Origin of the sequence: Paenibacillus bouchesdurhonensis (assembly GCF_900155685.1) — a bacterium.
In the GTDB taxonomy this organism is placed as follows: domain Bacteria; phylum Bacillota; class Bacilli; order Paenibacillales; family Paenibacillaceae; genus Fontibacillus; species Fontibacillus bouchesdurhonensis.
This window is the reverse complement of sequence record NZ_LT732548.1, coordinates 4193419-4212262: the sequence shown is the minus strand read 5'-3', so window position 1 is coordinate 4212262 and position 18844 is coordinate 4193419. Positions and strand designations below refer to the sequence as shown.

At 49.7% G+C, this 18844-nt stretch carries 26 protein-coding genes; all 26 read left to right on the top strand.

Annotated features, from left to right (window positions below):
- Positions 1-107 precede the first annotated feature (107 nt).
- From CZ379_RS27230 to CZ379_RS23130, 26 genes are read left to right on the top strand one after another with little or no spacing between them, the layout of a single operon-like run.
- Entirely contained in the window at positions 108-257 is a 150-nt protein-coding gene (locus tag CZ379_RS27230; protein ID WP_407668694.1) for a DUF6906 family protein, read from the top strand.
- Between the two features lie 14 nt (positions 258-271).
- Positions 272-1219, top strand: a complete 948-nt coding sequence (locus tag CZ379_RS23240) for a recombinase RecT (RefSeq protein WP_110933783.1) — start codon at positions 272-274, stop codon at positions 1217-1219.
- Entirely contained in the window at positions 1203-1436 is a 234-nt protein-coding gene (locus tag CZ379_RS23235; protein WP_234404990.1) for a hypothetical protein, read from the top strand. Before CZ379_RS23240 ends, CZ379_RS23235 begins: the two co-directional genes overlap by 17 nt.
- Complete coding sequence (locus CZ379_RS23230) at positions 1433-1897, top strand: hypothetical protein (protein ID WP_110933782.1); 465 nt, start codon at positions 1433-1435, stop codon at positions 1895-1897. The genes CZ379_RS23235 and CZ379_RS23230 overlap by 4 nt, the downstream gene beginning before the upstream one ends.
- The gene (locus CZ379_RS23225; RefSeq protein WP_234404989.1) at positions 1863-2645 is read left to right on the top strand and encodes an MBL fold metallo-hydrolase; all 783 of its coding nucleotides are present in this window, start codon (positions 1863-1865) and stop codon (positions 2643-2645) included. Before CZ379_RS23230 ends, CZ379_RS23225 begins: the two co-directional genes overlap by 35 nt.
- Entirely contained in the window at positions 2645-3265 is a 621-nt protein-coding gene (locus CZ379_RS23220) for a 3'-5' exonuclease (RefSeq protein WP_110933780.1), read from the top strand. The genes CZ379_RS23225 and CZ379_RS23220 overlap by 1 nt, the downstream gene beginning before the upstream one ends.
- A complete protein-coding gene (locus CZ379_RS23215) occupies positions 3266-3925 on the top strand; it encodes a DUF1642 domain-containing protein (RefSeq protein WP_110933779.1) in 660 nt (219 codons plus the stop codon).
- A 16-nt stretch (positions 3926-3941) separates the two neighbouring features.
- Positions 3942-4877, top strand: a complete 936-nt coding sequence (locus tag CZ379_RS23210; protein ID WP_110933778.1) for a conserved phage C-terminal domain-containing protein — start codon at positions 3942-3944, stop codon at positions 4875-4877.
- A complete protein-coding gene (locus tag CZ379_RS23205; protein ID WP_199925747.1) occupies positions 4816-5172 on the top strand; it encodes a replicative helicase loader/inhibitor in 357 nt (118 codons plus the stop codon). Before CZ379_RS23210 ends, CZ379_RS23205 begins: the two co-directional genes overlap by 62 nt.
- The gene (locus CZ379_RS23200; protein ID WP_110933776.1) at positions 5162-6520 is read left to right on the top strand and encodes a replicative DNA helicase; all 1359 of its coding nucleotides are present in this window, start codon (positions 5162-5164) and stop codon (positions 6518-6520) included. Before CZ379_RS23205 ends, CZ379_RS23200 begins: the two co-directional genes overlap by 11 nt.
- Positions 6486-6857, top strand: a complete 372-nt coding sequence (locus CZ379_RS23195) for a hypothetical protein (RefSeq protein ID WP_110933775.1) — start codon at positions 6486-6488, stop codon at positions 6855-6857. Before CZ379_RS23200 ends, CZ379_RS23195 begins: the two co-directional genes overlap by 35 nt.
- A 40-nt stretch (positions 6858-6897) precedes the next feature.
- Entirely contained in the window at positions 6898-7089 is a 192-nt protein-coding gene (locus CZ379_RS23190) for a hypothetical protein (RefSeq protein ID WP_110933774.1), read from the top strand.
- Positions 7086-8210, top strand: a complete 1125-nt coding sequence (gene dnaN / locus CZ379_RS23185; RefSeq protein WP_110933773.1) for a DNA polymerase III subunit beta — start codon at positions 7086-7088, stop codon at positions 8208-8210. Before CZ379_RS23190 ends, dnaN begins: the two co-directional genes overlap by 4 nt.
- Positions 8207-8869 (top strand): hypothetical protein, encoded by a 663-nt coding sequence (locus CZ379_RS23180; RefSeq protein WP_110933772.1) that lies wholly within the window; start codon positions 8207-8209, stop codon positions 8867-8869. Before dnaN ends, CZ379_RS23180 begins: the two co-directional genes overlap by 4 nt.
- A gap of 37 nt (positions 8870-8906) precedes the next feature.
- Positions 8907-10832: a DNA cytosine methyltransferase gene (locus CZ379_RS23175; protein WP_199925745.1), complete on the top strand. Its 1926-nt coding sequence runs from the start codon at positions 8907-8909 to the stop codon at positions 10830-10832.
- A gap of 11 nt (positions 10833-10843) precedes the next feature.
- On the top strand, positions 10844-13351 hold the full coding sequence (locus tag CZ379_RS23170; RefSeq protein ID WP_110933771.1) for a DNA methyltransferase: 2508 nt from the start codon (positions 10844-10846) through the stop codon (positions 13349-13351).
- A complete protein-coding gene (locus CZ379_RS23165) occupies positions 13348-13887 on the top strand; it encodes a phosphoadenosine phosphosulfate reductase domain-containing protein (protein WP_110933770.1) in 540 nt (179 codons plus the stop codon). The genes CZ379_RS23170 and CZ379_RS23165 overlap by 4 nt, the downstream gene beginning before the upstream one ends.
- A 29-nt stretch (positions 13888-13916) precedes the next feature.
- Positions 13917-14669, top strand: coding sequence for a dUTP diphosphatase (locus CZ379_RS23160; protein ID WP_234404988.1), 753 nt, complete (start codon positions 13917-13919; stop codon positions 14667-14669).
- 10 nt (positions 14670-14679) lie between these two features.
- Positions 14680-15636, top strand: coding sequence for a DUF5131 family protein (locus tag CZ379_RS23155; protein ID WP_110933769.1), 957 nt, complete (start codon positions 14680-14682; stop codon positions 15634-15636).
- A gap of 16 nt (positions 15637-15652) precedes the next feature.
- A complete protein-coding gene (locus CZ379_RS23150) occupies positions 15653-16111 on the top strand; it encodes an ASCH domain-containing protein (protein WP_110933768.1) in 459 nt (152 codons plus the stop codon).
- Positions 16108-16503 (top strand): DUF1677 domain-containing protein, encoded by a 396-nt coding sequence (locus CZ379_RS23145; RefSeq protein WP_110933767.1) that lies wholly within the window; start codon positions 16108-16110, stop codon positions 16501-16503. Before CZ379_RS23150 ends, CZ379_RS23145 begins: the two co-directional genes overlap by 4 nt.
- Positions 16484-16660, top strand: coding sequence for a hypothetical protein (locus tag CZ379_RS26400; RefSeq protein WP_199925744.1), 177 nt, complete (start codon positions 16484-16486; stop codon positions 16658-16660). Before CZ379_RS23145 ends, CZ379_RS26400 begins: the two co-directional genes overlap by 20 nt.
- Complete coding sequence (locus CZ379_RS23140; protein WP_199925743.1) at positions 16657-17451, top strand: MmcB family DNA repair protein; 795 nt, start codon at positions 16657-16659, stop codon at positions 17449-17451. Before CZ379_RS26400 ends, CZ379_RS23140 begins: the two co-directional genes overlap by 4 nt.
- On the top strand, positions 17448-17594 hold the full coding sequence (locus CZ379_RS26395) for a hypothetical protein (RefSeq protein WP_199925742.1): 147 nt from the start codon (positions 17448-17450) through the stop codon (positions 17592-17594). Before CZ379_RS23140 ends, CZ379_RS26395 begins: the two co-directional genes overlap by 4 nt.
- A 15-nt stretch (positions 17595-17609) precedes the next feature.
- On the top strand, positions 17610-18275 hold the full coding sequence (locus CZ379_RS23135) for a hypothetical protein (RefSeq protein ID WP_110933766.1): 666 nt from the start codon (positions 17610-17612) through the stop codon (positions 18273-18275).
- 37 nt (positions 18276-18312) lie between these two features.
- A complete protein-coding gene (locus CZ379_RS23130) occupies positions 18313-18807 on the top strand; it encodes a hypothetical protein (RefSeq protein ID WP_110933765.1) in 495 nt (164 codons plus the stop codon).
- Positions 18808-18844: the final 37 nt, after the last annotated feature.

The following is an 18844-nucleotide window of genomic DNA, read 5'->3' as shown; positions in this document are numbered from 1 at the left end:
TATCAAGTGGATACGGAATATGAAACTCATATCATTGTTCGTGATGATTCCGGATCTTTCCATCACCTTAGGAAAGACGGCACATATCTTGCCCAGAGCTTCAACCTATGAGAGGAAAACGCCCCACTTTAGCACAGAAAAAGATCATCGCCGCTAACGTTGGAACGCCGGGTGACTGGCTAGTGCAGCGGGCTGAACCCGATCGACTTCATCTCGTACATCGATATATGGGCACTACTAAAATCATTTTCTTATAGGAGGCTTTAATCATATGGCAAAAGATACGCAAGTTCAGGCGGTTGATATTAACCAGATTCAACAAATTGGTGACTTTGGCGTTGCCGAACTCATGGCTATGAAGGAATCCATAGCGAAAAAGCTGACCATTCCGCAGTTCAACCTCTTCATGTACCAAATGAATCGGATGGGTCTCGACCCAAGCCTCGGGCATGGGGTGCCGATCCTTTACGGCCAAGACGTAAACATCCGAATCGAATATGAGGGATTTCATTCCTTGGCCCGGAAATCCCCCGGATACGTGGGCGTTTATAGACAAGTAGTTTGTGAAAATGAAGTTGAGGACTTCGAGGCTGAAACAAATGAAGATGGCGTTGTAACTAAAATACGCCACAAGATTAGATTTCCTCGCGGGAAGGTAGTCGGAGCTTATGCCATCGCAAAACGTGAAGGGAGGGAGGATGTCATTGTCCTATGTGACAAGACAGAGTTTGAGAAATACGCGAAGAAAAACCCTTCGTTCTGGAAACTCGAAGATGGTTCACTGGATCCTGATATGTGCAAAAAGCACGCTGCAACAAGAGCGGTCAAGGAGCAATTTGACATCGCATTAGCGGTTGAGGAAAACATGACCGCCCTTAATGCTGGCATTGGCGATGATTCTACCGAACCAGTCCGCCGGGACATCACCGCCGAAGCAAACGCAGCAGCATCTACGACACCGCCGCCAGCAGAGGAGCCGAAGCAGACACCACCGCCGAAAGACGATGCAGCAGATCTTAAAAAATGCCGAGCTGAGATGAAGCGCAATTTCGCGAAACTGGGCATTGATACACCGGAAGCCATAGACGAATACATCAAGAATCACGGAAAGATAAAAGGGGATAAGCCAACACTGGCCGAGTTTAAGGCGCTACTGAAGGTCATGGAACTCCATATTGCCGAGAAGCAGCAGGCGGAGCAAGATGAGCTGCCAATCTAACCCGGTGCAATTGGAGCTGGATTTATTCGGCGGCAGCAATGACAAGCCGCCTCCGGCTCCGGCCGGGGAGCCAGCCCTCAACGGCATGTACTACGAGCGCAGCACCGGACTATATGTCTCCTACGTGCAGGGCCGTCGGTACTTTGAGGTAACGTCTGCACGCTGCCTGGGCGACAAGGCTTGGAAAGAACGAATCAAGAAGGAGAGGAGCATATGAACTTTAACTTTATTGAACCGCCGCCAACTATGAATATTTACTCCCAAAAAGGCGATAGAGTCAGGTTTCTAAACAAGAATGGGCATGATTGGGAACCTGAACGAGCAAGAGAGATCGGATTGGTTGAAGGTGAGATTTACACGGTTGAGCGTACTGATGTCGGAGGATGGCATACGGATGTTTATCTGCAGGAGATTCCCGGATATCACTTCAATTCTGTAATGTTTGAGAATCATAAAGAAACAGTGCCTGAAACTGAAGAGTTGCATATCCCTTGTAGCATTTGCGCGATGACTCAGGTGGTAACTGTCAGACGGAGTGATCTGCAACAGTACAACGAAGGAGCACATGCACAGCATGCATTTCCATATTTATCAGCAGATGAAAGGGAATTGATCATTTCGGGTGTATGCGGCAAGTGCTTCGATGAATTGTTTGAGGATGATGGCGATGAGGGTTAGCATCATCGCAACTGGGAGTGACGGGAATTGCATTCATTTGCAAAGTGGCTCCACCGGGATCCTGATCGATGCCGGCAAGTGGAAGCGCGACTTGGAAAAGCGGCTGCTGGCGAACAACATCAATGCGGCAACGGACATCCAGGCAGTCTTCATTACACACGCCCATGGCGATCACATCAAGGGTCTGACTTTAGCTAAGAAGTACCTTTTCCCGGTATATGCAACGCATGGCGAGTGGCAGAAGATCAGCGGCTTGGACGACGATCAGAAGCATGTACTTGAAACGACGTTCGGCAAATATGACAGCGTACGGATCGGTGAAATGGACATTTACCCCTTCAAGGTTCATCACGATGCACTGGAGCCAGTCGGCTACGCGATCCAGGACGGCAACGGAAACCGCGCCTGTGTGGTGTTTGATACGGGGCAGATCGACGACGACATGCTGCAGATGATGGAAGGCAACATCTACATCGTTGAGGCCAATCACGACGTGGATATGCTGCAGAACGGAGAGTATTCTGATTATCTCAAAGACCGAATAGCCGATCCGCATCGGGGACATTTGAGCAACGACCAGGCAGCAGAAGCGCTGAAAAAGCTGGTTAATGGTCGCGGCGAGCGGATTTTCCTAACGCATCTTAGCAGCAATAACAATACGCCGGAACTCGCTTCACACGCGGTTAGAATGGCGCTCTTTGAAAAAGGATTTATCAATAAACGAGATTATTTTCTGGAGGTGGTTTGATGCTATCAAATATTACGGTATTTGACTTTGAAACGACCGGACTTGATCCGGTAGAAGAAAGAGTAATTGAAATGGCTGCGATTCGAGTTGTGGACGGTGAAATCGTCACTGGCTTTCATACCCTTGTCCAGCCCGGCAAACAACTTACATCAAAAATTACTGAGATCACTGGTATTACAGACGAAATGCTTGTTGATGCGATGGATGAATCCTTAGCGTTCCGAATCCTTCGGAATATCATGGGAGACAGTTTGTTAGTTGCTCACAACGCTGCATTCGACCTCCAATTTCTGCACCATGCTTTAAATCGACTGGCAGGGAGAACGTTCACCAATCCATTTATCGATACACTTACGATCAGTCGTGACCGTCATTTCTATCCTCATAAGTTGACTGACATGTGCGGTAAATATGGGATTGAGCTTGAAGGAGCTCACCGAGCCCTAAACGACGTGCTCGGCTGCTGGGAACTGCTCAAGGCTATGCATGATGATGAACCAGTTGATGCTTATCTTAATCGGTTGGGCTATCTGAGCAAGTATGGCCCTCCGGTTTGGGTGCCGGAACACGCATCAATCTTCGGAACTCAAAATAGATACGAGCCACGGGAGGTGGTTTAGATGGGCTACAAATATGCGGTTGTTAAGACGCCAATGGTCTACAGGAATATGTACGTACCAAATGGTGGAGTGACAATTGATATAGGAACAGTTATTGGTTATGACGAGGAATCACGAGAAATCTTTATGCCCCGGGATTATGCCGGCAAGTTTGTTTATTTGCCAAGTATTGAAGAAATCCCTGAAAACGAATTGACGAACTTGTGGCGTAATAGCCAAATAATTTCTCAACAGCGGGATAAGGCGATCAACGATCTGGCCAAGCATGCGCAAACATTGGTTGATATGCAAGATGAACTGAATCAAGCGCGCAAGAAGGTTTCAGTGCCCCAGGATGTGGCTGAAGCTATTGAATGGTTCAGGGCTCAGTCGTTGACCAATGAGGAGATTTACGAGCTTTCACTAGATCCTTCGGACGGGAAATATGCGGATGCACTTCATGTCTGGTCTGATATCGGCCCTGGAGACGGAAATATGTTGATGGAAGCCCTAGTGAACGGCTACACCGTTAAGCAATCACCGGAGGAAAGGCTGCAGCAAGAAATAGAGGATTTGATCCAAGAATGGTGGTTCTCTCCGATGACCACAGATAAAGATGTAGCAATGGCAGCGAAGGAACTCGCCGGCAAGATCGTGGAGCATGCAAAGCAATTTACTTGAACGTTGGTGAGGAGGAATGAGCGGTTTTATCCCGATCGGCAGGGAGCTTCAGAATCACTGGATTAGGCGGGATAAAGATTACTGGAACGTATTTTGTGAGATGTACTTTCTAGCCCGTTTTTCAACCAAGCCTGAGACGAGGGTAGTAGACGGGCTGGAAGTAATCATCAATCATAAGGAGTTTATCTTTGGTCGCCCTGGTTGGAGTCGGAGGCTGGATATATCGGAACAAAGGCTGAAGACTCTAATCAAAAAACTGGTAGACGAAGGGTTCATAAAACTGACCCAACGGCACAGCAAATTCACGGTTTATTCCTTCGAATATGCCCCTGAAATCAACCAGCAGAACAACCAGCACAGCAACCAGCAGGAAATTTTAATTCAACCAACAGAACCCCTTGAGCCGCAAGGCTTTGAGGTCGATAGCAACCAGCAGGATTTTTCAGAGCAACCAGCACAGCAACCAGCACAGCAACCAATGAAAGAAGAAGGTATTAAAGAAGAAGGTTTAAAAGAAGAAGGTGTTATTAATATGCCGAGTATTGAACATCAACAAATTGCTTCGGAATTAATCTCTTACTTGAACAAAAAAACAGGCAAGAGGTATAGAGCAACCAAGGGGACTACAAAGCTTATCATCGCCCGTTTAAACGAGGGTTACAGCAAAGACGACTGCATTCACGTGATCGATGTTAAGTGTGCAGAATGGATCGGGACTGCTCAAGAGAAGTACTTGGATTACGAAACCCTATTTCGACCAAGTAAGTTTCCTAAATATCTCGAGCAGCGGTTGGATATCGTCACGCGGGATAGTGGTCACAAGACTAGGACCCAGCGCAATCAAGAAGAAATGGAAATTTTAAATCAATTCTATGAGGAGGGTGCGGCTCGTGAAACAAACGGAAACAGCGAACTTCCTAGCCATGATCAAGACCGCCTACCCCTTCTTTGAAATTACAGAACCAGGCACCAGACTGTGGCACATGATGCTGCAAGACATCGATTTCAAAACGGCGCAAGTGCGGCTTGCAGATCACATTAGGACGAGCAAATTTGCCCCTACTATTTCGGAAATTGTTCAGGCGCCAGAAGAGAAGCCGTCCTATTACGATCTGCTGAGGCAGGAAGAGCAGCAGGAACAGCTAGCCCTGGAAGCCTACAACGAGAAAGCAGTCCCTATGCCCGACCATATTCGGGAGCGTTTGGAACGTCGGGCGAAACGGAAGGTGAACAGCTATGAGCCTTGAAGCGGAACAGGCTGCATTAGGAGCAATGCTGCAGAAGCCGGAGCTTATGGATGAATGCTATCTTACGACGGAAGATTTTGACCCGAATGGCCTAAATAGATCGGTGATGGAGGCATTGAGTTGGGCGTATGAACATTTGTCTAACCGACCAGACGTAAAGAATCCATTCGATCCGTTGGTACTAGCTACGCATTGGGGGAAGGGTCTCGAGCAGATAGGCGGCAATTCTTATCTAATGCGGCTTCGAGAGTCAGTCCCGACTCTTTCAAACTTTGACCAATACCAGAAGATCATTAGGCAAGCCAGCATCCAACGCCGTGCATCGGTAGCCTTACAGGAAGCTCTAGCAGCCGGAGAGGTTGATCTGTCCTTTGTCAAAGATCAGATGGAGCGGCTGCAGGATTTGCAAAGCCAAGGCATAACAGACGGCATGCAATGGATTCCGGACATATTGGACGGCCATCACAAGGAGATTATGGCTCGCGGATCTCGCAGCGGCATAACCGGAGCTAAGACGGCCAGTGATGACCTTAACGAGATGGGCGGAGGCCATCAGAAGAAAGACCTTACGATTGTAGCGGCTCGGCCTAGCATCGGGAAGACGGCCTACATCGTAAATGATTCCAAGTCGACAGCAATGGCCGGGTATACAGTAGGATTCTTTTCAGCAGAAATGTCTTCGAAGGATGTGGCCGAGCGATATATCTGCGACATTAGCGGGATAGACAGCCGCAAGGTGCAGAAAGGTCGGCTTACGGAAAATGATTGGGACAACTACAGCAAGGCTCTGGACATCCTTGATCAGCTCCCGATCTACATTGACGATACGCCAGGCATGACCATTGAGTACATTTGGCGGCAGACGAAGGCGATGAAGAAGAAGCATTCTAATTTGATCATCTACATCGATTACCTGCAGTTGATCGAAACAGAGAAGAAATTCAGCCAGAATGCGGATCGGGTCAACTACGTCTCCAAGCAGTTGAAGCAGATGGCGAGAACCTTCGATATTCCCGTGGTCGCGATCAGCTCAGTCGGCAGAAAGTGCGAGGAGCGAAACGACAAACGACCGATGATGTCCGACTTGCGAGAATCGGGGAACATTGAATTCGATGCCGATGTAATCATCTTTCTGTATCGTGACGACTACTATTATCCAGATATACCGTGGAAAGGTTTTATTGAGTTGATAGTTGCCAAAGGACGGAAGATCGGCACTGGCATAATTACAATGGCCTTCAATAGAAAAAACGGCCGATTTACAGACCTTACCAAGGAAGATAAGGAAAAACTCGCAGAGAAGGTGAGGGAGTATGAGCAGTCGAAGCCGCGTAATAAAGGACGATGAGGAGTATCAGCGCGCCGAGGAAGGCAAGTTTAAGCTGGCGGCAGAACTGGACGATCCACTCAGTGGGATGACGGAAGCGGAGAGGGCTAGGAAACTGGCAATCTACGATCGGACGGTCGATTTAATTGAGTTCTACCGTCGGGGACGGCTGGTACAGGAATTTCCCGGCTTGCGTGAACAGTATCGAATTTGGCGCAAGGAGTTTCAGGAGTTTGATAGTCCGGCAACCGATTCGAAGCCGCCCGAAGCCGTCCCTGCAGCCGCAGCAGCTCCGCCATTGGAGAAACCGGAAGAGCCTAAACAGTCGGCGGCAGCGGCCTGGTTAGATGATGATTGAGATATCGCAAGTCAAAGAGACAGCAAAGGAGGATGAGGGCATGAAAGCCATAGTTAAAAGACTAGTGAAACATATATTTCTGGATATAACACTTGAACCCGGTGAGGAAATAGAAGTGGATGACGAGGAAACTCTACTAGGCAATGTGCAGATTATCGGCCCAGAAAAGTACGATGAAATGTACATTTCCCTAGAGGACATCGAGTTAGTCAAGGAGGCTGAGAAGGCATGAAACTCACAATCCAGAAACGAGCCTTAAGCGAAGCGATCCTGCAAGTATCTAAGGCGGTCAACAATAAGGCGACCATACCGATCTTGACCGGGGTTAAGCTGGACGTCACCAACCAGGGCGTTACGCTCACAGCGAGCGATGTTGAAACAACCATACAGGCGACTATCCCGGTTGAGCCTGTAGCAATTGAACAGAGTGGCAGCGTAGTGCTCCCCGCGAAGTTCTTCGTGGAAATCATCAAGAAGCTGCCGAAGGAAACTGTCAACATAGAGGTGCAGGATAATTTTGCGACCCTGATACAATCCGGCCGTACCAAGCTTAACCTTGTTGGTATGGATCCGGAAGAATTCCCGGCTATGCCGGCGAGCAGCGACGAACTTAAGCTAACCATACCCGGAGGCGAAATCAAGGGATTAATCAAAGAGGCAGAGTTCGCAGTATCCACAGCCGAACAAAGCCCCATCTTAACGGGCGTGTTGTGGGAGTTGGACAACGGCAGGTTGAAACTTACGGCAACTGATCGGCATCGATTGGCGAGCACCGTAGTGGAAACGGGAGCGAACGAGGAAGCGGATTTTCGGAACGTCGTAATCGCAGCCAAGACACTTGTCGAGTTGTCCAAGATCGTTCAGGACAAGGAGGATGTCAGGATATCGGTCAGTAGCGGTCATGTGCTATTTCAAACCGACCAGGTTCATTTCTTCACCCGCATGCTGGAAGGCAGCTACCCGGACACGTCCAAAATTATACCGACTAGCTTTAAAAGCGAGCTTACGGTCAATGTCAAAGCGTTTAACGAATCGATTGATCGGGCGTACTTACTGGCTCGTGAGGAAAAAACGAACATCGTCCTGCTCGAGGCTTCCGAGGATGGTGCAATAAGAATAGAGTCTAAATCCTCCGGGGTCGGGAAAGTGATCGAACAACTGGAAGCAGATTCATTTAGCGGCGATCCGATCAAGATTGCATTTAACTCCAAGTACATGCTCGACGTGCTGAAAGTAATCGGTAGCCAGCAGCTGTTCATAGGATTCACGGGAGCTATGAGTCCAATCATCATTCGTCCGGTGGACGGTAACGAAAATCTGTACCTGATTCTGCCGTATAGGATATCGATATGAGGCACATCGGAATTGATCCTGCGACTCATACAGGATTCGTCGTAATCGGCACTGATGGCGCACTAATCGGCTGGACTGAGTTCGTCGGCAAAGGCGATACCGCACCGGCTCGAATCAATATGATTCTCAATGAAGTCTATCGGCACCTTAAGTCGGATGATAATGTCTGCATTGAAGGTTTTGCGATGGAGGCAAAATTCGATACAAATAAGGTTTCGACCGGATACAACTGGGCGGCTAGGCTGGCGACAGATCGAAAGGTGGGCACATTCATTTCAGCAACACCTAACCAGCTCAAGAAATTTGTAAATGTCGAAGAGTGGGAAGGCGAGCCTGGGAGTAAGGTGCGGTTGGAGAGCAAAGAGGTTAAGCGCCGGGTAATAGCTGCTGTTGAAGAACACTGGGGAGTCAAGCCCCGAACGGAGAACATCGCAGACGCCTATGTGCTTGCCCGGATCGCCGAGACAGTATATGACGTAAAGCGCGGCCAAGCGCTGAGCTGTTACCCGAAATATCAGCAAGAGGTCATAATGGCCATCATCGATCCAAGCACGGTCAAGAAACCTAAGAAACCAAAACCGAAAACGAGCAAACGCCGGGGGAAGCCTGCGGCGGCGGATAGTCATACCCATTTGGCAGAACAACCGTTCTTATTTTAACGGAAATGACCAGAGGAATTGAGAGGAGGGTGCGTTTTTGCAAATTCTAGAGAATGTCCAGTACAAGACGGCATTCATTTTATTTGGTGGCATCGGTGGGGAAACCAAGGGCTTGATGAAATCAGAAGTCGAATACGGCGGCAAGGTGTACAGATTCAAAATTCTTGGCTCTGTAGATAATGACCCGGTCGCCTGTCGTAACCACGATTTAATTACTGGCGAAAAAACATCTATTTGCATGGACCTGTTTACCCGCGAGCAGTACATTGCATGGCACGGCGAAGCACCGCCGCCCGAATGGAAGGAAGTAACCCCTTGGGATATGTGGGTTGCTATGGGACAGCAAGTGCCATTCTTCCTGTTCACTTCTCCACCATGCAAGGGATTGTCCGGGCTGCTGCCTGAAAAGTCGGCTAAAACGGATAAGTATCAGGCACTAAATCAGCTTACGGTTCGGGGTATCTGGCTTGTTCTTGAGGCATGCAGGCTCTATGGGGATCGGCTGCCAGCAATCATTCAACTAGAGAACGTTCCCCGGATTCGGACTCGTGGAAAAGCTCTGCTGCTGCAGATAGAAAAGATGCTGAAAAAGAACGGATTCGCAGTTAACATGCGCGCGGATCATAATCTCGGGAAAATCGGTGGTTTAGGAGCAGATAGACTTCGCTTCTTGGTAATGTCTCGCCAAGAAGATCAGGTGCCAAACTTCATTTTCTATCCAGAGGAAAAGCCGCTTAGAAGTATCGGGGACGTAATCGGACAGCTACCAATGCCTGGCGATACCGAAGCGGGCGGACCGCTTCATCGGCTGCCTAAACTGCAATGGAAAACATGGGTGCGGCTTGCACTGATTCCAGCCGGAGGAGACTGGCGCGATCTTCAAAATGTACCCTTCGAGCAGTATCGGATTATCCATGAGCCGCGAGGCGGAGCCTTTGCAGTCGAGGATTGGGATAAAACTAGCAGAACGGTTACGGGAACGGCCGGGCCAGGCCGAAGCAACGGGGCTGCGGCTGTGTCTGATCCGCGGGTGAACTTTAAGAAGGATACTCACGGGGCAATTTATCGAGTTTGCCGGGATGATCAGCCAGGACCAACAGTAACGGGGGCAGGTGGGCCGAACAATGGAGCTATCTCGATTTCAGATCCCCGGCTCAAGGACAGGGCAGGGCGGCATCCGGGAGTATATCGGATTGTCAGGGCCGATGAGCCAGCGCCGTGCGTTACTGGAACCAGGTTTGGCAGTGGTGCCTTGGCAATCGCCGACCCCCGATTGAATGATCGAAACGGCAAGCGGCGCAGTAACGGCTATTCTGTTCGGGATTGGGATCAGCAGGCATACACAGTTACAGGCGAGGACTCATTAGGCAGTGGGGGACAATCAGTCTCTGACCCAAGAGTTAATACCAACCTCATGCCAGACAGCTACGGCGTACAGGATTGGGATGCGACAGGGAAGACTGTGCGGGGAGCAAGTCGCATAATGAATAGCCCGGCCAGCATCAGCGATCCTCGCTTATCTTGCAGCCCTCGTTCCGGGTCATACGGCGTTCAAAGTTGGGACAAACCGGGGAAAACGGTCACGGGAGCTGGAGATATCCACTCTGGAACGTCAGCCCTTGCTGATCCTCGCATCCCAGCTGACACTGATCGAGGGGAATGGATATTGATTGCTGAGGATGGCACATGGCATCGCCCCCTTACGACCTACGAGCTCGCCATGCTCCAGAGTTTTCCGAGATATCTTCCAGACGGACGACCGTTTCAATTGGAAGGGTGCAGCGATGCAAAGGCTCGGGAATATATCGGCAATGCCGTGCCTTGTGATGCAGCTCAAGCAATGGGTAACGTGATCCTGCTTGCGGCTGCGCAAGCAGAGGCCAGGGACACATTCACGATGTCGTGGGATACGGTTTGGGTGGCGCCTTACGAGGATGATTCAATACCTGCGATGGTGCATTAGGAGGAGAGGCAATGCAATACATCGACTTCCTTAAAACAAAAATCGAGATTGCCAGGGAGACTGGTTTTACGGTCTCTCCGGATGAAATAAATCAAATTCTTAAGCCGCATCAGCGGGATTCAGTAGTATGGGCAATTCGCGGCGGGCGCAGGGCGCTGTTTGAAGCGTTCGGCCTTGGGAAGACAATTCAGGAACTAGAGTTCAGTCGGTTAGTGGTTAAGCATCAAGGCGGCAAGGCGCTTATTGTTCTACCGCTCGGCGTAAAGCTAGAGTTTGAAAATGACGCCGTGAAGCTGCTGGGGATGGAAAAACCGGAGTATGTACGGAATATGGCGGAGGTGGAGGCTGCACCCGGCTCTATCCTGCTGACGAATTATGAACGGGTAAGGGATGGCGACATTGATCCGACCTACTTTACGGCCGCCGTGCTTGATGAGGCAAGCGTGCTGAGAGGATACGGGAGCAAGACATACCAGACATTTCTCGACAAGTTTAAGGGCGTGCCATTCAAGCTGGTTTGCACAGCGACGCCGAGCCCGAACAAATACAAAGAACTTATCCATTATGCCGGCTTCTTGGAAGTAATGGACACAGGGCAAGCTCTGACGCGGTTCTTCCAGCGGGACAGCACGAAGGCCAATAACCTGACCATTTACCCTCACAAGGAAGATGAGTTCTGGCTATGGGTTTCGACTTGGGCGCTGTTTATTACGAAACCTTCAGATCTTGGATATTCAGACGAGGGGTATGATCTGCCACCGCTGGACATCCAATATCACGAGCTCCCGGTTGATCACAGCGCGGCTGGAGCCGAACGGGACGGACAATTGTTACTGCTGCGTGATGCGGCAATCGGGCTTAAAGATGCTGCGAGGGAAAAGCGGGAGAGTATCGGGCAGCGAGTCGCCCGGGTTGTGGAGATCGTCAAAGCGAGCACTCCGGAGCAAGTTGTAATCTGGTGCCACCTCAACGACGAACAGGATGCTATTGAGCGGGCACTGGCTTCCGAGGGGATCACCGTCGCCTCAGTGTATGGCAGCTTGACGCATGATGAAAAGGAGCAGCGAGTGCTGGACTGGAAGGATCGGAAATATACCGTGCTCCTGTCTAAGCCAGAGATATTGGGCTCCGGCGCTAACCTGCAGCAAAGTCATATCGCCATCTTTGCCGGCATCGACTATAGCTTTAACGACACAATTCAGGCAGTTCACCGGATTCACAGGTTCCAGCAGCAGCACCGTTGCCAGATCCACTTTATTTACATGGAATCGGAATCTGAAATACTCAAGACACTGATGGAAAAATGGCGCCAGCATGATTACCTGGTCAGCAAGATGGTCGAGATTATCAAAAAATATGGGTTATCGGGCACATCGGTCATCGACAAGTTAGCCCGCACGATAGGGGTTGAGCGAGTGAAGTTACAAGGCGAGCGGTGGACGGCCGTGAACAATGATTGCGTGCTGGAAACCTCGGAAATGGAGGAAAACAGCATTGATCTGATTCATACATCCATTCCGTTTTCGAACCATTACGAATATACGCCGTCATATAACGATTTCGGCCATAACGAGGATACAGATCGGTTTTTCGAGCAGATGGATTACCTCACGCCGCAGCTGCTCCGGATCTTGAAGCCCGGTCGTGTGGCAGCCATTCACGTAAAGGATCGGGTACTCTTCGGGAATGCAACGGGTACCGGAATGCCAACGATGGAGCCATTTCATGCAATGTGCATTGACCATTACCGACGGCACGGCTTTCAATACTTCGGGATGATCACGGTGGTTACGGACGTGGTCCGGGAGAACAACCAGACGTACCGACTTGGCTGGTCGGAGCAGTGCAAGGATGGTACAAAAATGGGCGTCGGCTGCCCGGAGTACATTCTGCTATTACGGAAGCTTCCGAGCGATACCAGTCGTGCCTACGCTGACAAACCAGTCACCAAGACCAAAGAGGAGTACACCAGAGCGCAATGGCAGATCGATGCCCATGGTTACTGGCGTAGTTCAGGTGACCGACTGCTAAGTAAAGATGAGCTTGCCTCTATCCCTGTGAACAAGCTGCAGGCCGCTTACCGAAAATTCTCAAGGGGCAATGTGTACAGCTATGAGGAGCACGTGGCACTGGCTAAGCAACTCGACCAGGACGGGAAACTCCCAGCCACGTTTATGGTTGTCGCTCCCGGATCCTGGACGTTCGAGGTATGGGACGACATTAACCGGATGCGGACGCTTAACACCACGCAAAGCCAGCGCCGCCAGCAGATGCACGTCTGCCCACTGCAGCTCGATATCGTGAAGCGGATCATTAACCGATACAGCAACCCCGGCGACCTTGTTCTTGACCCTTTCGGTGGTCTGATGACAGTCCCGATGCAGGCAGTCAAGATGGGGCGCAGCGGGTACGGGATCGAACTCAACACGGATTATTTCCGTGATGGAATCGGCTACCTGCAGGCTGCCGAGATGGAAGCGGATATGCCTACGCTGTTTGATTTCGAGGAGTTGGCATGATAAAAAGGGAACCGATATTCGACCAAGTGTATCTGCCGTTGATTGAAGAAGGTTATAACGTTGTGAGTTGGCAAGGAGTAAGAGCGCAAGAAAGTCCGGCGCGAGCGAAGCTGGCGGAACGGGAGCTAACGCCGGAAGGCTTTGAAATATATCGACCTATTTTGAAATGGGATGTTGAACAAGTGTTTGAAATGCACGAAAAGCACGGAGTAGAACCAAACCCGCTTTACAAGCAAGGTATGGGACGCGTCGGATGTATGCCGTGTATTAACTGCTCTAAACAGGAGTTGTTCGAGATTTCTCGCAGATATCCAGATGAAATACAACGAGTAGTTGAATGGGAAAGGATCGTCAGCCAGGCTTCAAAAAGGGGAGCTGCATCGTTCTTCAAACACGACGAAGTAGCTGGAAACGGAATTTTAGAGTGGGTGGAATGGTCAAAAACTACTTTTGGCGGAAAGCAATACGACCTTGTTAAAGCCATTGAATTCGATGATATTCCAGCCTGCTCTAGCGTGTATGGGCTTTGCGAGTAACTCTATTTTAGGTGGAAAGGATGATATAAATGACGATCACTTTAGAACAAATGTACGAAATGCAAAAGCAGCTCGATGCCCGGATTATCAAGGAGAAGGGGCTGGAAGGGCAAGATTTTCTCCCTAATACGGTGTTTGCGCTTCAGGTGGAGATCGGAGAGCTGGGGAACGAATGGCGCGGATTCAAGCATTGGAGTACACGGCAAGAACCTCTAATGTACCCGCTTGAAACATGTAGTTATTGCGGAGAAGAAGTCAGTTACACTCGGCCTAGTCCTTTTATAGCAGATGCTGGTGCTGATATGTGCGAACATTGCTGGGACATGACCAAGAAAGAGTATGCCGCTTCAAACGGAGAGTATATTCCAGACTTCAAAGACTATCCGCATTTTCCGGAGAAGAAGCCACAGAAGTTGCTCGAAGAATACGCAGATTGCCTGCACTTCTTCCTAAGCATAGCCGTTCAAAAGGGCTGGCTCGAACACCTCTATCTCTATGAGGAAGCGATCGAAGAAGCGCGTGAGAACGGATTAGACGGCGGTATCGGCGGTGCTATCCTTGAGGTTATTTATTGGCTATCGAAATGGTATATGGAGAAAAAGGAAATACCGAATATTAAAGAAAATCTAGGTTATTCGACCGAAGTATTCTATTTCAGAAACGCCTGGTTTGTATTTATGGCGGTTGGAATGATTGGATTTGAATTCACATGGGAACAGATCGCCGAAGCTTACGCCGCGAAAAACGCCGTGAATCACGAGCGGCAGGCAAGCGGATATTGAGGTGATGGACATGAGCGACAAAACAGGAATTGAATGGGCTGACGCTACTTGGAACCCGGTTACGGGCTGCACTAAGGTCAGCGAAGGCTGCCGGAACTGCTACGCCAAGACGTTCACGGAACGATTTGAGGGAACACCGGGGCACTATTTTGAGTCAGGGTTTCATGTGACGTTGCGGCCGGAGAAGCTAGATCAGCCTTTGCGTTGGAAGCGTCCACGGCGGATATTCGTCAATAGCATGAGTGACCTTTTCCATCCGGATGTGCCAGACGGATTCATTGAACAGGTGTTTCGAGTTATGACAATAGCACAGCATCATACCTATCAAATTCTAACTAAACGGCCTGAGCGTATGCGAGATTGGATTTTGCAGCGCGGATGGATTATGAGTGAACTTCCGCATGTCTGGCTCGGGGTTAGCGTAGAGAACCAAAAGGCGGCAGATGAGCGTATACCTCATCTGCTTCAGATTCCTGCAGTTGTCAGGTTCCTAAGTTGTGAGCCGTTGTTGGGGCCAGTAGACCTTTCAAAATGGATGCTCACTCCTGGATGGACTCCGTCATATTACGATCCCGATAATATCCATGGATATCCGAATGCAGAACCGACCAACGAGTACATCAACTTTAGGAGGGATTCTATGCTTGATTTCTTTTATAGAGGTTCGCCGCATGCCGTAGAAGCCAGCAAGTCGGAGATGATGCAAAATGCGGTGGAAATCAAAAGAATTATTGCTGAGATTAACGCACCTATTGAATTAGTCGCTGTAAACAAATATTACAAGCTCAATATCATCGGTAGGGCGCTTTCCGGGTATGGTGAGGGTCGGCTTCACCACTACTTATTAATACGCAATCCCAACGAATTTAGGCGAGAACATGAATTTCATGGCCGTGACGCTTGGGAGCAGGCACCAAACTATGTGCAAATAAAAGATTTGGAATTCGGACAGATGGAGCTGTTTTGAGGGGAGAGGATAAGGAATGAAGTCCATAACGATTCATCAGCCCTGGGCGACATTGATCGCTCTCGGTGAAAAGCAATATGAAACGCGCAGTTGGCAAATCAATTATCGGGGCCCGTTGGCGATCCACGCAGGCAAGAAGGTTGACCGGGAAGCCTGTGAGTGGGAACCGATTAAATCGACACTAGCTAAACACGGATACACAACGGACAACCTCCCCACAGGCGCGGTCGTTGCCATTGCTAATCTTTCGGAGTGCTGGTTCGTCGGTCTTGATTATGAGAGGAGCCTAATGCCGTATCTATTCAACTTTGTAGATGGGTCTACCAAGAGGAGGAGAGTCAGTCTCAAAGAGGATAAGTTCGGTGACTATACTGACGGCCGCTTCGCATGGCAAATGAGTGACGTTCAGCGTCTACCGGAGCCAATCCCGGCCAAGGGGCAGCAGGGGCTCTGGAATTGGGATGGTCAGCCATGAGCGAATCACTAAAATTATGGGACTGCCCGACATGCGGCTTCACCTTCGACGCGGATCATCAGGACATCGACCCAGTAACGGGCGAGGGTAACGGAAACCATACCTGTCCTTTATGTGAGCTTGCAGAGAAAGACGAGATAATCACCTCGCTTCAAGAGCAACTGCGCGAGGCCAACGAATCAGCTGCACATTGGGCGTGCAAGCATCATGCCGACGCAAACCGATTTCAGACGCAAAATCGGGAGTTGGCAGAGAAGGACAGGATGGTAACTTTGCTGGCAGAAGAAAACGCCGCCTATGATCAAGAGATTGCCCAAATGAATCAGTTAATTGCTGACTATGAGGCGGAAGCATTGAAGAGGGGTGATTCCAATGCTGTACAAAAAGATTAAGCGAGAAGTCTGGACACCGGAGCAGATAGAGGCGCATTTAAAGAAAATCGGCGCTGACGGCCCGCCACCACCACGAAAGCCGGTTGACAGTACCATTACGGCTAGTCAGGAGGGATACAACAACAAATATATGCGGAAGGGCGGCGAGGGCTGGTGAGTAAAGTACGAGCCGATCAGGTCAAGCTCGCATTGTCTAAGCGCCATACTGACGATTTGTTTCTTACTGAAGTTAAGACGGGCAGAACCTGGGACAACAAGGAGTTGCTGAAATTTGACGCTTTGGCAATGAAGAAGAGTTGGGCAAACCCGTGCCTTATGGGATATGAGGTTAAAGTGAGCCGCGGCGATTTTCTGCAAGATCAGAAATGGCCGGGATACATGGCATATTGCAATAGATTTAGCTTTGTATGCCCCAAGGGTCTGATAGCAAAAGACGAGCTACCGCCGGAGGTAGGACTAATTTATTACTACCCGGATACAGGGGCTCTGCGGACAGAGCGAGCTGCGAAGCACCGATTAACCGAGATACCGCCGGACATTTACAAATACATGCTCATGTCCCGGACAGAGTCGGACAGTCATCCGTTTTTTAGCAGCCGACGTGAGATGTTTGAGGCTTATCTGGAGGAAAAGAAGACGTGCAGGGCTCTTGGCAGAAATGTAGGTTCCAAGCTAGTCAACGAAATTAACGAGCTTCGGAAGAAAGTCAGTGATGTGGATTGGGAGAAGGAGCGGCTTCAAAGGGACTCTGATCTGTTGCAACAGGTTCGGGAATTGCTGGGTGATTACGGCATTCGCCTGGGCGCCTGGAATAGCTGGGAAGACGAGCTTAGGCAACGGCTATCAACCGGAGTAAACCCGCAGGTGATGACGGTGCTCGATAAGGTTACGGACAACGTAGGAGAGCTTAGGAAAATGTTGCAGCCAGAGGGGGCGAGCGGATCGTGATCATCTTTTTATCCATCGTCGCTGGAGTCAGTTTTCTGGAAGCTATTGGGGACGGCAAGAACAATAAGCCGCATGGTCAAAACATGGCTGCCATCTGCTGCGCGGCAATTATAGCAATAGCAATTATAAAAGTATTTTCATGAGAGGAGCCATTATCCATGAGCTGGTTGAGAGTAAATATTCAAACGCCTGAAGGTAGCGGAGAGTTGGAGATGGATGGGGCTACGGCGGAGAATGGACAATCCATCATTGAAGGATTCATGAGCGTATTTGGGGTTAAGACGCAAAGTGAATCTTTGACTAAATCAAATAATGAGAGCAGCGAGAAGATCGAGGGTCTGTCTAAGTTGGCGAGGGAGATAGGGGCCACAACTACCCAGACCGTGGCAGATGCAGCAAGAGGACTGCAATGCATTAGTCCCGGTGAGATTGTCATACCGCTACCTAAGATCCCACAACTACCAAAATCAGCAGTAGAGATTACCAAGCCACCGCTTATTGGATCGGGAAGGAATCTGACAACTCCAATAGCGGAGCTGGTAAGCAAAGCGGTTGAAAGCGGGCCGAAGACCATCCCGGAGCCAGAGCACTACAAAACGGGCATTAAGTACAAAGATGGGGTGCCGCATTACCGCTGCCGATATTGGTGCAAGAACCCTGACTGTAAGAACAAGGGCAATCACTATATCCCTGAGGAAGAGCGCGTAGTGACATGCCACGTCTGTGGCGAGGAGTTGAAAGTTCGGATGGCCACAGATGGAAAGCTGCAACAGGACGGCTGGGGCAACTTCTTCATCGCTGATGAACTTGTCAGATTCAACTGAAATTATTCCAAAATTATTCCGAGAGGGGAAATTATAAATGTCCATCACAATCAAAGCACATTTTAATAAACAAACTCGCGATAGCAAAAAGGAATCCATGACCTTCTGGGTCAAAGGGGAGGACGAGGAAAAAGAAGAGCTCCGAGAATTATCCCGCAATGTCGTAATACTTGAGATCGAAGGTTTGGAAGACGTTACGGTTGAGGCCGAATACAAGAAGATCAACCGGGATGATAAGAAAACCGTAATGGAGTTTGAGGTCAAGGGTGGAACGTCTGAAGAGAGCAGCGCAGCTTTTTACAGCCGTTCCGGTACGGATGTTACGCTAACTCTTTCAAAGGCCAGTCAGACGGTCAAAGAGTTTCGGGAGAACCAGAAAAAGTACCGCGAAGGACTGAAGGGCAAGATCAACCAAGACGGAACCGTTGAGGTCGAGGATAAAAACCAACTGACGCTTGATGATGCTTTGGCTGCGAAGAGCGATCCGATGGCCGGCGTTGAGGATGGCGACCCGGATGAGTTACCGCAATAAAGGATGCCCCGGCTCCGGCCGGGGGAACCCCAATCCT

Bases quoted from the DNA above. Each gene is read 5' to 3' on its own strand.
- CZ379_RS23150 (WP_110933768.1), top strand. From the start codon at position 15,653: ATGAAGTCCATAACGATTCATCAGCCCTGGGCGACATTGATCGCTCTC.
- CZ379_RS23240 (WP_110933783.1), top strand. From the start codon at position 272: ATGGCAAAAGATACGCAAGTTCAGGCGGTTGATATTAACCAGATTCAA.
- CZ379_RS23135 (WP_110933766.1), top strand. From the start codon at position 17,610: ATGAGCTGGTTGAGAGTAAATATTCAAACGCCTGAAGGTAGCGGAGAG.
- CZ379_RS23170 (WP_110933771.1), top strand. From the start codon at position 10,844: ATGCAATACATCGACTTCCTTAAAACAAAAATCGAGATTGCCAGGGAG.
- CZ379_RS23210 (WP_110933778.1), top strand. From the start codon at position 3,942: ATGAGCGGTTTTATCCCGATCGGCAGGGAGCTTCAGAATCACTGGATT.
- CZ379_RS23195 (WP_110933775.1), top strand. From the start codon at position 6,486: ATGAGCAGTCGAAGCCGCGTAATAAAGGACGATGAGGAGTATCAGCGC.
- CZ379_RS27230 (WP_407668694.1), top strand. From the start codon at position 108: ATGAGAGGAAAACGCCCCACTTTAGCACAGAAAAAGATCATCGCCGCT.
- CZ379_RS23220 (WP_110933780.1), top strand. From the start codon at position 2,645: ATGCTATCAAATATTACGGTATTTGACTTTGAAACGACCGGACTTGAT.
- CZ379_RS23160 (WP_234404988.1), top strand. From the start codon at position 13,917: ATGACGATCACTTTAGAACAAATGTACGAAATGCAAAAGCAGCTCGAT.
- CZ379_RS23180 (WP_110933772.1), top strand. From the start codon at position 8,207: ATGAGGCACATCGGAATTGATCCTGCGACTCATACAGGATTCGTCGTA.
- CZ379_RS23155 (WP_110933769.1), top strand. From the start codon at position 14,680: ATGAGCGACAAAACAGGAATTGAATGGGCTGACGCTACTTGGAACCCG.
- CZ379_RS23145 (WP_110933767.1), top strand. From the start codon at position 16,108: ATGAGCGAATCACTAAAATTATGGGACTGCCCGACATGCGGCTTCACC.
- CZ379_RS23235 (WP_234404990.1), top strand. From the start codon at position 1,203: ATGAGCTGCCAATCTAACCCGGTGCAATTGGAGCTGGATTTATTCGGC.
- CZ379_RS23165 (WP_110933770.1), top strand. From the start codon at position 13,348: ATGATAAAAAGGGAACCGATATTCGACCAAGTGTATCTGCCGTTGATT.
- CZ379_RS23130 (WP_110933765.1), top strand. From the start codon at position 18,313: ATGTCCATCACAATCAAAGCACATTTTAATAAACAAACTCGCGATAGC.
- CZ379_RS23230 (WP_110933782.1), top strand. From the start codon at position 1,433: ATGAACTTTAACTTTATTGAACCGCCGCCAACTATGAATATTTACTCC.
- CZ379_RS26400 (WP_199925744.1), top strand. From the start codon at position 16,484: ATGCTGTACAAAAAGATTAAGCGAGAAGTCTGGACACCGGAGCAGATA.
- CZ379_RS23225 (WP_234404989.1), top strand. From the start codon at position 1,863: ATGAATTGTTTGAGGATGATGGCGATGAGGGTTAGCATCATCGCAACT.
- CZ379_RS23200 (WP_110933776.1), top strand. From the start codon at position 5,162: ATGAGCCTTGAAGCGGAACAGGCTGCATTAGGAGCAATGCTGCAGAAG.
- dnaN (WP_110933773.1), top strand. From the start codon at position 7,086: ATGAAACTCACAATCCAGAAACGAGCCTTAAGCGAAGCGATCCTGCAA.
- CZ379_RS23215 (WP_110933779.1), top strand. From the start codon at position 3,266: ATGGGCTACAAATATGCGGTTGTTAAGACGCCAATGGTCTACAGGAAT.
- CZ379_RS23190 (WP_110933774.1), top strand. From the start codon at position 6,898: ATGAAAGCCATAGTTAAAAGACTAGTGAAACATATATTTCTGGATATA.